Raw genomic sequence first — 13,761 nt, forward strand, 5'->3', positions numbered from 1 at the left:
CACCTTCCACCACCTGTCTGGAGCACGCATGACCCCGCCCCGCCCTGTTCTGTACCGCAACGGCTCCGTCTACAGCGCCGCGGACCCGTTTGCGACGGCCATGCTGGTAGACGGCGACACGGTCGCCTGGATCGGCTCCGAGCATGCCGCCGAGTCCCTCGCGGATTCGACGATGACCGTGGTCGACCTCGCCGGTGCGCTCATCACCCCAGGCTTCGTCGACTCCCACGTCCACACCACCGAGACCGGCCTCGCTCTGGAGTCCATTGACCTGGCAGGCTGCGGCAGCCTCACCGAACTGCTGGACCTGGTCGCCGCAGCCGCGCGGAGCGGTGTGGCCACGGTCCTGGGCCACGGCTGGGACGAATCCCGCTGGCCAGACCGGACCGTACCGACGGCACAGCAGCTGGACGCGGCCGGCGGCGGTAAACCTGTATACCTGGCGCGCGCGGACGTCCATTCGGCGGTGGTCTCCGGCTCCCTGGCAGCTGCCCTCGGGTTGGCAGCCCTCGACGGCTGGGACAACGGCTTCGTGGTGCGCGACGCCCACGTCGCCGCCCGGCTGGCCTCACGGAACCTCAATGACACCCAACGGTCCACGTACCAGCGGGCAGCCCTTCGCCAGGCGGCAGCCAACGGAATCGTCGCTGTCGCCGAGATGGGCGCACCGCACATCTCACCGACCGCGGACCTGCAGGCGTTGCTGGGGCTCGGCCAGGGCCCCGAGGACGAGCTGCTTCCCGAGGTACTGGCCTACTGGGGTCAGGCCGTCGGGTCGGTGTCCGAGCTGAGGGACATCCTGGATACTTTCGACGGGCGCCTGGCCGGACTCGGTGGCGACCTGAACGTTGACGGGTCGATCGGTTCCCGCACAGCAGCGTTGAGGCAGCCCTACGCCGATGACTCCCACCAGGGCACCGTCTTCCTGGATGCCGGCGCTGTCGCCGCGCATCTGGGCGCTGCAACGAGCGTCGGGGTGCAGTCCGGATTCCACGTGATCGGGGACGCCGGACTGGACGTAGTCCTCGACGGCCTGTCCCGTGCTGCAGAGGCGCACGGCATCGAGAACGTCCGGAAGGCCCGCCACCGGCTGGAACACGTGGAGCTCGCCGACAGCGGGGCCATCGCCCAGCTGGTTCACTTCGGCGTGACCGTCAGCGCCCAACCGGCGTTCGACGCCCGCTGGGGCGCCGCTGACGGCCTCTACAGCCAGCGGCTGAGCGACACCCGGATGGCTGGCATGAACCCCTTTGCCAGTTTCCTTGCGGCGGGGGTGCCTCTGTGCTTCGGATCCGACAGTCCCGTCACGTCGCTCGACCCGTGGTCCACACTTCGAGCCGCCGTCCTGCACAATAATCCGGCCCAGCGCATCTCCGCCCGTGCCGCTTTCATCGCCCACACCCGGGCGGGGTGGCGGGCCGTGGGGTCCAGGAATCCCCTCCTCGGACAGTTGGTCCCCGGGGCTCCGGCGTCCTACGCGGTCTGGGAGGTAGAGGAACTGATGGTGCAGACAGCGGACAGCCGGGTCCAGTCCTGGAGTACCGATCCGCGGGCCGGAACACCGTTGCTGCCCGCTCTCGATACGGGGTCGGATCCGCGCTGCCTCGAAACGGTGCACCACGGCCGGCAACTGTACCGGGCAGAAGGTTTTGACGAATTACCATCTGCCCTGCGGTCCGCGTCCTGACCTGCGGAAACGGAAGTTTCCCCAGGTCAGCGGGCTGTTGACACGTACTCCACAGCGCGTAGGCTGTGGAATCAACGGGTTGATCCAAGTCAGGCACCATGGCTGACCCGACCGGACCGACTCGACTCATGACTGAGGCAACCACCACCACGCTGGACGGGTAGTCATGTGTCGCGGTATCGGTAGTGATGAAATGGGTAGATTCGCGCGTCAGTAGAAAACAGCTGTGATCGTTGTCGATCCGTGCTGGCCCGAAGGCGCGCGAATCTACCCCACCATTGAGCGAATCCTCCCAAGCATGGAGGCGCCCCCTGGCCCCACCGGCTTTTCGGTCCTGCGAGGGCATCCAATATACTGGGCGTTTGGTTCCGACCCCCGGGACGTGCGCTGCGGCGCACCTACTTACTTGACCAAAGGTTGCCTGAGTGCGAGTCGTCACCATCATTCCCACCTACAACGAGATAGAGTCGCTGCCCCTGACGGTTTCCCGTCTCCGCCGCGCCGTACCCCACTCGGATGTCCTGGTGGTTGACGACAACAGTCCGGACGGCACCGGTGACCTTGCCGATACTCTTGCTGCTGCCGACCCCCAGATCCACGTGCTGCACCGCCAGGGCAAGGCGGGACTCGGCGCCGCCTACATTGCCGGTTTCACCTGGGGACTCGACGCCGGCTACGACGTCCTGGTGGAGATGGATGCTGATGGGTCCCACCGGCCTGAACAGCTGCAGTCGCTGCTCGAGAGGGTGGCCGACGCCGACCTGGTAATCGGCTCCCGGTGGGTCCCGGGAGGATCTGTGGTGAACTGGCCGCGCCGCCGGAAACTCCTGTCGAGGGCCGGCAGTACCTATTCGAGGATCATGCTCGGCATCGAGGTCAGGGACATCACCGCCGGGTACCGGGCGTTCCGCCGCGAGACCCTCGAGAAACTCGATCTGGCCCAGGTGGATTCGGTCGGTTACGGTTTCCAGGTGGACATGACCTTCCGGGTTGCCAAACTGGGTCTGAAAATCGTCGAGGTGCCGATCACGTTCGTGGAACGGGAGTTCGGGGCGTCGAAGATGAGTGGCGGAATTGTTCTGGAAGCCATCGGCAACGTCACCCGGTGGGGAATTGTTGCCCGCTGGCGTGCTCTTACCACCCGCGGCGCGCCCAGCAACATCACCGGCTGACCGGGTCCTCGGCCAAAAGCCTCCTCGGCTAAAAGGCCGGCTTGAAGCCAGGCTTTTAGAACACGAAAAAGCCGGGTCTGCTGCCCTATGGCAGCCGACCCGGCTGAATCAGTACTTGCTTGAAACAGGGTTAGCGCTGAATCAGCGTGTGCCTGAATCAGGCTGTAACTGTCACTCTAGGCGGACTGACGCTCTCCGCGGCGCTCCCGAAGAATGGTCAGGCGGTCCTGGAGGATCTGCTCCAGTTCGTCCATGCTGCGGCGTTCCAGCAGCATGTCCCAGTGCGTACGCACCGGCTTGTCGCCTGAGGTGTCGGGGCGCTCTCCATCGACAAGCAACGCCTCCTTGCCGGTTTTGGATACCCAGACCGGTGGAACGTCAGCTTCCGCCGCAAAAGTGACGAACACCCTTTCGCCGTCTCCGCAGCGGTATTCGACCCGCTGACGGGGAGCTGGCTCAACCCCGGATTCTGTCTCCATGCTCTGCGCCCCGAGGCGCATTCCGCGCAAGCTACGATCGCTCATGTATTCTCCTACTCAACAATTTGGCATCCGTGACGGCGGATGGTGGTGTGGCGTTTTCCGCCACGTCCTGCCATCTACATAACGCTGTGGAATATGAGTCTGTTCCCGATCACAGCAGCGAAACCACGGCAAACACACAATTATACGCCGGAGTGGCAGCCAAACAGAAACCGGCCAGCTAGCGGTCGGCTAGCCAGCCGGCATCAGTGGGGCGAACCCCCTTCACCCGGGTCCATCGAGGGACATCCCGGTAGAGGTTCTCCTAGGGGGTGTAGGTGGGCGAGGTGCTTTCGCCGTCGGGAGCGTCAGCGGTCGTGTTGCCGAGGACGTTACCGATTCCCTTGAGCGCTTCTCCGACCTCGCTGGGAATGATCCACAGTTTGTTGGATGACCCTTCGGCGAGCTTCGGAAGCGTCTGGAGGTACTGGTAGGCCAGGAGTTTCTGGGTCGGGTTGCCCTTGTGGATGGCGTCGAAGACCTTCTGAATGGCCTGGGACTCACCGTCGGCGCGCAGGATGGCTGCCTTCGCGTCACCTTCCGCGGCGAGGATCGCTGCCTGCCGCTGACCTTCGGCGGTGAGAATCTGGGACTGCTTGGTGCCTTCGGCGGTCAGGATCGCCGCGCGACGGTCCCGCTCGGCACGCATCTGCTTCTCCATCGAGTCCTGGATGGACAGGGGAGGATCGATGGCCTTCAGTTCCACGCGGGAAACGCGGATGCCCCACCGGCCGGTGGCTTCGTCGAGCACTCCACGCAGCTGCCCATTAATCTGGTCACGGGAGGTCAGCGCCTCTTCAAGGTTCAGGCCACCGACGACGTTACGCAGGGTGGTGGTGGTCAGCTGTTCAACGGCCTGGATGTAATTGGCGATCTCGTAGGTCGCCGCCCGTGGGTCGGTGACCTGGAAATAGACCACCGTGTCAATCGATACCACCAGGTTGTCTTCAGTGATGACCGGCTGTGGTGGGAAAGACACCACCTGCTCGCGCAGATCCAGCAGGGGCAGCAACCGGTCCACAAAGGGGATCAGGATCGTCAGGCCGGGCTGGAGGGTCCGCTGGTACTTTCCCAGCCGTTCCACCACGCCAGCGCGAGCCTGCGGAATGATCCGCACCGATTTAACCAGCACGATCAGGACGAAGATGATCAGGGCAATCAGGACGACTGTCAGTCCGATTGCCCCTGCGTCGCTAGGCATGTGTTCCCCTTTGAGGTTGATGGCACAGGTTCAGTGTCACGGGTAAGTGGCACTGGGATAAGTGGACGGTTGGGGGTGGAGCCTAGACCGCGCCGGAGTCGGCGGCTTTCGGCTGGGCGGGTGCTGAGATCAGGGCGGTAGCCCCATCGATTCGGGACACTGCCACCCGTTCGCCGGCAGGAATCAGGGAGCCGTCGACCGTCCGTGCGGACCAGGTGTCCCCGCCGATCTTCACCGTGCCGGATTCCCCGGTCACCACGTCGAGGGTCAACGCTGATTCGCCGATGAGCCGGTCAATATTGCTCAGTTGTTCGGGAGAGCCCCGCTTCAGATGTTTCAGGGCAACCGGCCGGACCACCAGCACCATGAGCAGGGACACCACGCAGAACACCACGACCTGCAGGAAGAACGCCGCCCCGACGAAGGTGCTGATCATGGCGGCGAGGGCGCCCATGGCCATCATGACGAAGAACAGGTCCAGAGTCAGGGTTTCCACAGCGGCAAGCCCCAGGAACAGGACGAGCCAGAGTATCCAGCCGTTCTCCATAAGCCACTCAAACATGTCTTCCCCTCGGGCTAGGGCGCCATTGGGCGCGTATTGCGTACCTCCATCATGCCAAAGCGGAGGGGCGAAACCTAGGGATGGGAGGCCCGGCAGAGCGGTTGTTATAGATCCGCAAGGGTCGCACTCCCCGCTGACCTCCTGAAAACCTGGACGGTGAAACGAGCGCTTGCCGCGGTCCACTCCGGCAGGCCGGCGAGCCGGGCCGAGAGCCCGACCGGGTCCAGGTGGTGTCCCGCCGGACCCATCAGGGCAGCGTTGTAGACGTCGGCTCGTGAGAGCCGCAGCTGGTAGTCAACAGCCACCGCCTCAATCTCGTGGAACAAGCCGGCCAGCGTGGCGGACACCCCGCCGGCCTTGTCTTCGGGCACCTCGAGCAGTCCAGCATCGTCGGCGATCTCCGCCAGATGACCGGGCAGGGGAGTCACCACCACCAGCACGCCGTCCGGCCGCAGTACGCGGTGGAACTCCTCAGGATTGCGGGGGGCGAAGATGTTCGTCAGGAGGTCGACCACTCCATCCTGGATGGGCAGGGGGCGCCAGACGTCCCAGACGAGGCAGACGCCGTCGTCGTCGAGAAGCCGTGCGGCACGGCGCAAGGCGAACTTGGAGATGTCCAGGGCGAGCAGGGCGGTGTCCTGGTGTCCGCGGCGCAGTCCGTGAAGGTAGTAGCCGGTGCCGGCTCCGGCGTCCAGGATCACCCGCGGTGCAGCGATCTGCCGCTGTGCCAGGGCCGATACCGTGTCCCGGAGGCGGTCGTAGTGGCCGGCTCCGAGGAAGTCGGTCCGGGCCTGCACCATTGCGGCGGTATCGGGCTGGAACGCGGTGCCCCGGCCGGTGAGCAGGTTGAAGTACCCCTGCTTCGCCGCGTCGAACCGGTGCCCCGACGCGCATCCGAGGGTCCGGCCCGCTGTCGACAGTTCCATCCCCACCGCGCACACAGGGCAGCGTAGAACGTTCTCCGGAAGGTGAGGCATCCCTTCATCCTAGGGCCGGCACAGAGCCCACGTGCCCGAATTGGGAAGTCCCGATGACTGATCTAGTCTCGAACCTGTGAAACCACATGAGCTGAACCTTCTCCAGTCCGTAAGTTCACCGTCACTCTCACCCGACGCGCAGCACTGCGTCGTCTCGGTGACCCGACCCGATTTCCAGGCCGACTCCTACGTCGGACAACTGTGGGACCTCCCCGTCTCCGGTGGCGTCGCCCGCCGGCTGACCCGCGGCTTCCGCGACACGGCACCGCAGTACTCGCCCGATGGCCGGCTCCTCGCGTTCCTTCGGTCAGCCCCAGGCGGCACGCCACAGCTGATGATGGTGGACAGCCGCGGTGGCGAACCGCAGCCTTTGACCGATCAGAAAATGGGCGTCGGAGCGTTCAGTTTCTCGCCGGATTCGTCGAAGATCACCTTCACCTCACGGGTGCCCGAGCATGGCCGGTACGGAACCGTCGACGGCGTCGGGCCCGGTCTTGAAGACCCACGCCGGATCACTACGTTCAAATACCGCATGAACGGGCTGGGCTACTCGGTGGACAAGCGCAACCACATTTTTGTGCTCGAGCTACCGGACCTGGATGCCGCACCCTTCGTGGAAGCGGTCGGCCGTGCCAAGGAGGCTGAGGCGGCCGAGAGCTCGGAAGCAGCTGGCGGATCGGCGGGGGCTGGTGAGTCGGCAGGGGCTGGCTCCAAGGGTCTCCCCACCGCGGTCCAGCTGACCACCGCCAATGCCGACCACAACGAGCCGGTGTTTTCCCGCGACGGGCAGCGGATCCTCTTCACCGCGGCGCTGCACCCGGAAGCGGACACCACCCTGTACACCGACGTTCACTCGATGGCGGTGGATGGAACCGGCCTGTCCCGGCTGACCAACAACGGCGCAGGCACCCGGCTCGGCTGCAACCGGCCGGTGGAAAGCCTCGACGGGAAATGGCTTTTCTTCCTGGGCAGTGACCTGTCCGAGGATGGACTCGACTTCCTCGCCAGGAACACCGCCCTCTACGTCGTTCCGGTGGACGCGCCCGGCGAGGCCCGTGCCCTCACCGACGCCGAGACGGTCGACCTCGGGGAGGTCGGCGACATGGTGCCCCGCGGTGCTGACTCGGTGCTCGTCTTCAACCGCACCCGGGGGAAGGGAACCCTCCTGGAGGTGTCAGCTGATGGAACGCTGACGGAGCTTGCCGACGGCGAGCTGATCATCACGGGCGCGGCAGCGGCCGGCGACGTGGTCGTCGCTGCCTATACCGACGCGCACACCATGGGCGACGTCGCGGTGGTGTCCGGCGGAACCCTGTCCCCGCTGACCGATTTCTCCAACGACCTGCGGGACCAGACCACGGTGGTCACACCGGTGGAGGAGACCTTCACCGCAAGCGACGGTCACCCGGTGCACGGGTGGGTCCTCGAACCCGCGGGGGAGGGCCCCCATCCGGTTCTGCTGAACATCCACGGCGGCCCGTTCGCCCAGTATGGCTGGGGATACTTTGATGAGGCCCAGGTGTACGTCGATGCCGGCTACGCCGTGGTGATGTGCAATCCGCGCGGCGCTGCGGGCTACGGGCAGGAGCACGGACGCGTCATCAAGGGAGCCATGGGCACCGTCGACCTGCAGGACGTGTTGGGCTTCCTCGAGGGTGCCCTGGAGAAGTACCCGGCGATGGACCGGGAACGGCTGGGCGTGATGGGTGGATCCTATGGAGGCTACCTGACCGCGTGGACCATCTCCCAGGACCACCGGTTCACTGCGGCAGTGGTGGAGCGCGGGTACCTTGACCCGCCATCCTTCGTCGGGTCGTCGGACATTGGCTGGTTCTTCTCCGACGCGTACACCGGGTCCGATCCGGAGCAGATCAAGGCACAGAACCCCTTCGCGCAGGTGGACAAGGTGCAGACCCCCACCTTCGTGGTGCATTCGGAGGAGGATCTGCGCTGCCCGCTGGAGCAGGCACAACGCTATTACACGGCGCTGAAGCTGCGGGGCGTGCCCACCGAACTGTTGGTCTTCCCGGGGGAGACCCACGAACTGTCGCGGGCAGGATCGCCGTGGCATCGCCGGCAGCGGTTCGAGCACATCCTGCAGTGGTGGGCGACCTATCTGCCCACATCGCGGAACCAGCCGGCCTGATGGTCTAGCCGGGGTTTGCCGGCGGCACCACGGCGGGGCGGGGGAGCAGTATTTCGAAGCATGCTCCCCAGCCCGGCCGTGTCACCAGCGACGCGCTGCCGCCGTGAGCTTCGGCAATCGCGGCCACGATTGACAGGCCCAGACCGGCGCCGCCGGTTTTCGCGGTATTGCGTCCCGAGCCCCGCTTGAAACGGGTGAAGATCTGGTCCGCGTCCTGTGCGGGAATGCCGGGTCCGGAGTCCATCACCCACAGCCGCACCGCCTGGGGCGATACCTCGGCGTCGAGGCGGATGGTGGCGCCGGCCTCCGTGAACTTGACCGCATTGTCTGCCAGCTGGAGGAGCGCCTGCGTCACCCGATGCCGGTCCGCAAGAATGACCGTCGGCTCGGGGGCGTGGACCTGCCAGTCCCGGGCGGCGAGGGCCGTCATCTTCCGGTACACGCCCAGCACCAGCTCCCGCACCTCGACCCGGTCGAGGGCCAGGAAGTCCGGCCGCTCGGCGCGGGCCAGAACGAACAGGTCGGAGACGATCTGGGTCATCCGGTCCACCTCGTCGGTGACCAGAGCAACCGTTTCGGCTCGCTCTTCGGGGGTCTCGTCGAGATCGATCAACTCCATCTGCCCGCGGATCACTGTGAGGGGTGTCCTCAGCTCGTGGCTGGTGTCGTCGAGGAACTGCCGCTGGGTGGTGAAAGACTGTTCAAGCCGTGCCAGCATGTCGTTGAAAGCGTCAGCTATCTGGGATGCCTCGTCCTTGCCCGTGGTATCGATCCGCCGGCTGAGATCGGTGTCTGAAATGATCCGCGCGGTCTCCGCCAGGGACTTCAGGGGGCGAAGTACCCGCCCGGCAAGGGCCAGGCTGAGAAGCGACGCCAGAATGGTGGTGCCCAGCTGGACCACCAGCTGCGTCTGGACCGCCTGGTCGATTTCGCTCTGCTCATTGGCGGGGAAGTTCGCGACCACGAAAATACCGTCGAAGGGATCCCCCTCGAACGGCACTGCCACGTAGCTGGTCTGCCCGGCCGGCGTGTCGATGGTCCCCTTTGCCATCTCCTCCAGCCCCAGCCAGTACTGAACAGTGCTGCGGAACTCCCCAGGATCGGGCACCTGCGGCGCCCGCCGGGATTCGTACAGTTCGCCGTCCAGGAAGGCCAGCAGCGTCTCACCCTCGTCGGCAATCTCGCGGGAGAAGTAGACATCGAAAATGGCTGAGAGGTCCTCACCGAACGGTTCACCGGTTCTCGGGTCGACGCCGCCGGCGAGCAGCCGGAACTCCTCCGCCTCACGATCCAGACTGGTGCCGATCTCTTCATTGAGCCGTTCAAACAGGACCAGGCGAAGCAACAGCACCGACCCCACCGAGGAGAGGACCAGGAGCACGACGACCACCGCGACGATCCGCACGCGGATGCTCGACGTCCAGCGCCACGGGCTAGTGCTCTTCATATCGCAAGGGTAAGCCCCAGACCTCGACTGCTGGACAACGGTGCGCGGCAGGAACCGGATGCCAGTCTCGCCTTCTATCGCGACCCGTCAGGACATCTGGTCCGGATCAACGATCTCGGCTGAACCCATCAGAGCGTTGCCACCGAACCGACCTCTGCAGCAGAATCAGTCGTAGTGTGATGGTGGAAAGCACCAGGCCGACGACGCCGTCTGGCACCGGCGCACGGGGCAAACGCCAGGAGGAGACACCATGAGCACGCCGACGGGGACCGAAACTCCTCCCTCTGCCTCACACACGGCGGATCAGCACGACCTGATCCGGGTACAGGGTGCCCGCGAGAACAACCTCAAGGACGTTTCCGTGGAGATACCGAAGCGCCGGCTGAGCGTGTTCACCGGCGTCTCGGGATCCGGGAAAAGCTCATTGGTGTTCGCCACCATCGCCGCCGAGTCGCAGCGGATGATCAATGAGACCTACAGCGCGTTCGTGCAGGGATTCATGCCGAATCTGGCCCGGCCCGACGTCGACCACCTGGAGGGTCTAACCACGGCGATCATCGTCGACCAGGAGCGGATGGGCGCCAACCCCCGGTCGACCGTCGGCACGGCCACCGATGCCAACGCCATGCTCAGGATCCTGTTCAGCCGACTGGGGTCCCCCTATGTGGGGCCACCGACGGCGTTCTCCTTCAACGTCCCCACCAGGAAGGCGAGCGGGGTGATGAGCACAGACAAGGGCGGCAGGGTCGAGAAGAGCGTCGTCAAAGACGCGGTCTACCTGGGCGGGATGTGCCCGCGCTGCGAGGGCATGGGTTCGGTGTCGGACTTTAACCTCAAGGCGCTGTTTGACGAGACCAAGTCGCTGGGGGAGGGGGCCTTGACCATCCCCGGCTACAGCATGGACGGCTGGTACGGCCGGATCTTCGCCGGCGCCGGATTCGACATCGACAAGCCGCTCGCGAAGTTCACCAAGAGGGAACTCGACGATCTCCTGTACAAGGAACCGACGAAGGTCAAGGTCGAGGGAATCAACCTCACTTTTGAGGGGGTGATCCCGAAGATCCAGAAATCAATGCTTTCCAAGGACGTCGAAGCAATGCAGCCCCACATCAGGGCTTTCGTGGAACGGGCCATCACCTTCCAGCCGTGCCCCGAGTGTCATGGCACCCGGCTCAGCCCCGAGGCACGGTCGTCGAAGATCCAGGGCAAAAACATTGCCGATCTGTGCGTCCTGCAGATCGATGAGCTGGCGGCCTGGGTGCGGGGCCTCGGCGAACCTTCGGTGGCACCGCTGCTGCGGGGCCTGCAGCACCTCCTCGACTCGTTCGCCGAAATTGGGCTGGGTTACCTGTCCCTCGACCGGCCGGCCGGCACCCTGTCCGGGGGAGAGGCGCAGCGGACCAAGATGATCCGGCACCTCGGGTCGTCCCTGACCGACATTACCTATGTCTTCGACGAACCGACCATCGGCCTGCACCCCCACGACATCGAACGGATGAACGGCCTGCTGCTCCAGCTGCGGGACAAGGGAAACACGGTGCTCGTCGTCGAGCACAAACCCGAAACCATCGCCATCGCCGATCACGTGATTGATCTGGGTCCCGGCGCCGGGACCGAGGGCGGCAGCGTCTGCTTCGAAGGAACCGTTGACGGACTGCGGACCAGTGACACAATCACCGGCCGCCACCTCGATGCCCGGGCCGCCGTCAAGGAGACGGTGCGGGCGCCGTCGGGAACGCTCGAGATACGTGACGCCACGATGCACAACCTGCAGGACGTGGACGTTGACATTCCGCTGGGGGTCCTGTGCGTCATCACCGGGGTGGCAGGTTCGGGCAAGAGTTCGCTGATCCACGGGTCGGTGGCGGGCCGCGACGGCGTAGTGGTGATCGACCAGGGCGCGATCAAGGGGTCCCGTCGCAGCAACCCCGCTACGTACACAGGGCTGCTGGAACCGATCCGCAAGGCCTTCGCGAAGTCCAACGGGGTGAAGCCTGCCCTGTTCAGCTCCAACTCCGAGGGCGCATGCCCCACCTGCAACGGCGCCGGAATCATTTTCACCGAGTTGGGCGTCATGGCCACGGTCGAGTCGACCTGCGAGGACTGCGAGGGCAGGAGATTCCAGGCCTCGGTCCTGGAGTACACCCTCGGTGGCCGCAACATTTCCGAGGTGCTGTCGATGTCGATGACCGAGGCGAAGGCGTTCTTCAGCGACGGGGACGCCAAGACACCCGCCGCGCACAAGATCCTCGACCGACTTGTCGACGTGGGTCTGGGGTACCTCACCCTTGGTCAGCCGCTCACCACCCTGTCCGGGGGCGAGCGGCAGCGTGTCAAGCTAGCCACCCAGATGTCCGACAAGGGCGACGTCTACGTGCTGGACGAGCCGACCACAGGCCTCCACCTTGCCGACGTCCAGAACCTGCTCGGATTGCTGGACCGGCTGGTTGACTCCGGTAAATCGGTCATCGTGATTGAACACCACCAGGCGGTGATGGCTCACGCCGACTGGATCATCGATCTGGGTCCGGGAGCCGGCAACGACGGCGGTCTGGTGGTCTTTGAGGGAACGCCGGCCGACCTCGTCGCAGCCAAGTCAACACTCACCGGTGAACATCTGGCGACCTACGTCGGCGGGTGATTCGGGCAGGAACGTCTGGAAGGGGTTGCAGAATGTCGGGGAGGACAGGCAGTGCAGGGCTCGGAACGGATTGGCGGGTGGTGGACGGCGTCACGACGGCGTGGTTCGCTGCGCCCTCGTTGGTGGAGGGTGCGGAGCTGGCCGGGCGTATCGTGGAGCTCTCACCCGGGACGGCAGTAGACCTCCGCGCGACAGGGGTGCGGGTACGCCTGAATTCGGCCGGGCACACCGAGGCAGTATCCGCCGTCGCGCGGAACCTCGGATTGGCCGGGGACCCTGCGGGGCTCCAACACCTGAGCATCGTGTTTGAATCGGGGAACCCGTCAGAACTCCGGACCTTCTGGCAGCGTGCCCTCGGCTACGTTCCCGCTGGGGACCGTGGTCTGGCTGATCCGTTGGAGCGCGACCCGGCGCTGCGGATCCGGCCCTTGGCCGAGGCCCGACCCTTGAGGAATCGCATCCATCTCGACGTCGTGCGGCCGGCTGGGGCGGTCGGACAGGCAGGTCTGGGTGAATCCTCGGGACCGTACGGGGTCTGCCATACGGATCCCGACGGCAACGAGGTTGATCTGGTGCCGGGCGCGACGTTGGGCGGGGGGAGTGAGACTGCCGACTGGCAGGCAGTCTTCAGCGCCCTGGCGTGCTACCGCATCACCTCGCCAGCGCAGCAGCGTGACCTTGCCGCCGCAGCGGCGGCACTGGCGAACGCCGCGCGCTTTCCCTTGCTGATCGACCTGCGGCCAGGACTGGTGATTCTGGACAGTGGAAAGGACCGGTGGGAGGGCAACACCGATGGGGTCGACTTCACTGACCTCGCCATGAAGCTCCAGAGCGCTGCGCGCGGGTTGGGCGCGGTTGCCGATCCGGGGCTGCCACGCTTCGTCCAGCTGTTCCTCGACGCCGCGGATCTTCCCGTGGTGCGTGCGTTCTGGAGTGGGGCGCTCGGATACGTCGCGGACCGGCGGGACGGTATCAGCGATATCTTCGATCCGTTGCGCCTGAATCCGGTTCTGGTGTTTCAGGAACTCGACGCGACGGACGAGGCGCGGCGCCGCCAGCGCAACCGGATCCATGTCGAGCTCGCCGTGCCGTCGGATTTTGTCCAGACGCGACTCGCTGCGTGCCTCGCTGCCGGTGGTCGGCTCCTTGAGGAGTCGTCAAAGCGCTGGAGTGTTGCCGACCCCGAGGGTAACGAGCTGGTCATCGTCAGCGGGTTCTAGACGCGTGATTCCTGCCCCGCTTCACTCCGTCGATAAAGCGCCGATAATCTACATTATGTCAACTAATGCTGAGGAAGCTGGGTTGTTACCTGACTGCAATTGGCCAACCTGCCATGCAACCCCTCAGTCGAAGTAGTGCCGGCTCCGAGCTCCATCGAAGAACCCGTTGATGGCCGGAACCTTTCGA

Annotated in this window: 10 protein-coding genes; 5 read left to right on the plus strand and 5 right to left on the minus strand. The window is 65.2% G+C overall.

Going from position 1 to position 13,761, the window contains the following annotated elements; all coding sequences use genetic code 11:
* Window positions 1-28 precede the first annotated feature (28 nt).
* Together IWX64_RS05195 and IWX64_RS05200 are read left to right on the plus strand one after the other, a co-directional pair.
* Complete coding sequence (locus tag IWX64_RS05195; RefSeq protein ID WP_196866102.1) at window positions 29-1,687, plus strand: amidohydrolase; 1,659 nt, start codon at window positions 29-31, stop codon at window positions 1,685-1,687.
* A gap of 425 nt (window positions 1,688-2,112) precedes the next feature.
* Entirely contained in the window at window positions 2,113-2,859 is a 747-nt protein-coding gene (locus IWX64_RS05200; protein WP_196866103.1) for a polyprenol monophosphomannose synthase, read from the plus strand.
* 176 nt (window positions 2,860-3,035) lie between these two features.
* Here IWX64_RS05200 and IWX64_RS05205 read toward each other — a convergent pair whose 3' ends face one another.
* From IWX64_RS05205 to IWX64_RS05220, 4 genes are all read right to left on the minus strand, one after another.
* Entirely contained in the window at window positions 3,036-3,383 is a 348-nt protein-coding gene (locus IWX64_RS05205; RefSeq protein WP_024477045.1) for an RNA polymerase-binding protein RbpA, read from the minus strand.
* A gap of 262 nt (window positions 3,384-3,645) precedes the next feature.
* On the minus strand, window positions 3,646-4,581 hold the full coding sequence (locus tag IWX64_RS05210; protein ID WP_196866104.1) for an SPFH domain-containing protein: 936 nt from the start codon (window positions 4,579-4,581) through the stop codon (window positions 3,646-3,648).
* An 82-nt stretch (window positions 4,582-4,663) separates the two neighbouring features.
* Window positions 4,664-5,143 (minus strand): NfeD family protein, encoded by a 480-nt coding sequence (locus IWX64_RS05215; RefSeq protein WP_196866105.1) that lies wholly within the window; start codon window positions 5,141-5,143, stop codon window positions 4,664-4,666.
* A 104-nt stretch (window positions 5,144-5,247) separates the two neighbouring features.
* On the minus strand, window positions 5,248-6,120 hold the full coding sequence (locus IWX64_RS05220) for a putative RNA methyltransferase (RefSeq protein WP_196866106.1): 873 nt from the start codon (window positions 6,118-6,120) through the stop codon (window positions 5,248-5,250).
* Window positions 6,121-6,196: 76 nt separating this feature from the next.
* On the opposite strand from IWX64_RS05220, the gene IWX64_RS05225 reads away from it, so the two are divergent.
* Window positions 6,197-8,266 carry a S9 family peptidase gene (locus IWX64_RS05225; protein ID WP_196866107.1) on the plus strand — a complete coding sequence of 690 codons (2,070 nt, stop codon included), beginning with the start codon at window positions 6,197-6,199 and terminating at the stop codon, window positions 8,264-8,266.
* A gap of 4 nt (window positions 8,267-8,270) precedes the next feature.
* On the opposite strand, the gene IWX64_RS05230 is transcribed toward IWX64_RS05225, so the two are convergent.
* A complete protein-coding gene (locus IWX64_RS05230) occupies window positions 8,271-9,713 on the minus strand; it encodes a sensor histidine kinase (RefSeq protein ID WP_196866108.1) in 1,443 nt (480 codons plus the stop codon).
* 250 nt (window positions 9,714-9,963) lie between these two features.
* Here IWX64_RS05230 and IWX64_RS05235 point away from each other — a divergent pair, with 250 nt between their 5' ends.
* Window positions 9,964-12,354 (plus strand): ATP-binding cassette domain-containing protein, encoded by a 2,391-nt coding sequence (locus IWX64_RS05235; protein WP_196866109.1) that lies wholly within the window; start codon window positions 9,964-9,966, stop codon window positions 12,352-12,354.
* A gap of 32 nt (window positions 12,355-12,386) precedes the next feature.
* Complete coding sequence (locus IWX64_RS05240; RefSeq protein ID WP_245345633.1) at window positions 12,387-13,574, plus strand: VOC family protein; 1,188 nt, start codon at window positions 12,387-12,389, stop codon at window positions 13,572-13,574.
* Window positions 13,575-13,761 lie beyond the last annotated feature (187 nt).

Source organism: Arthrobacter sp. CAN_A212 (genome assembly GCF_015752345.1).
Taxonomy (GTDB): Bacteria; Actinomycetota; Actinomycetes; order Actinomycetales; family Micrococcaceae; genus Arthrobacter_D.

Excerpts from the sequence above, each read along its gene's own strand:
- IWX64_RS05220 (WP_196866106.1), bottom strand. The coding sequence starts at position 6,120 with ATGCCTCACCTTCCGGAGAACGTTCTACGCTGCCCTGTGTGCGCGGTG.
- IWX64_RS05195 (WP_196866102.1), top strand. The coding sequence starts at position 29 with ATGACCCCGCCCCGCCCTGTTCTGTACCGCAACGGCTCCGTCTACAGC.
- IWX64_RS05210 (WP_196866104.1), bottom strand. The coding sequence starts at position 4,581 with ATGCCTAGCGACGCAGGGGCAATCGGACTGACAGTCGTCCTGATTGCC.
- IWX64_RS05240 (WP_245345633.1), top strand. The coding sequence starts at position 12,387 with ATGTCGGGGAGGACAGGCAGTGCAGGGCTCGGAACGGATTGGCGGGTG.
- IWX64_RS05205 (WP_024477045.1), bottom strand. The coding sequence starts at position 3,383 with ATGAGCGATCGTAGCTTGCGCGGAATGCGCCTCGGGGCGCAGAGCATG.
- IWX64_RS05215 (WP_196866105.1), bottom strand. The coding sequence starts at position 5,143 with ATGTTTGAGTGGCTTATGGAGAACGGCTGGATACTCTGGCTCGTCCTG.
- IWX64_RS05230 (WP_196866108.1), bottom strand. The coding sequence starts at position 9,713 with ATGAAGAGCACTAGCCCGTGGCGCTGGACGTCGAGCATCCGCGTGCGG.
- IWX64_RS05235 (WP_196866109.1), top strand. The coding sequence starts at position 9,964 with ATGAGCACGCCGACGGGGACCGAAACTCCTCCCTCTGCCTCACACACG.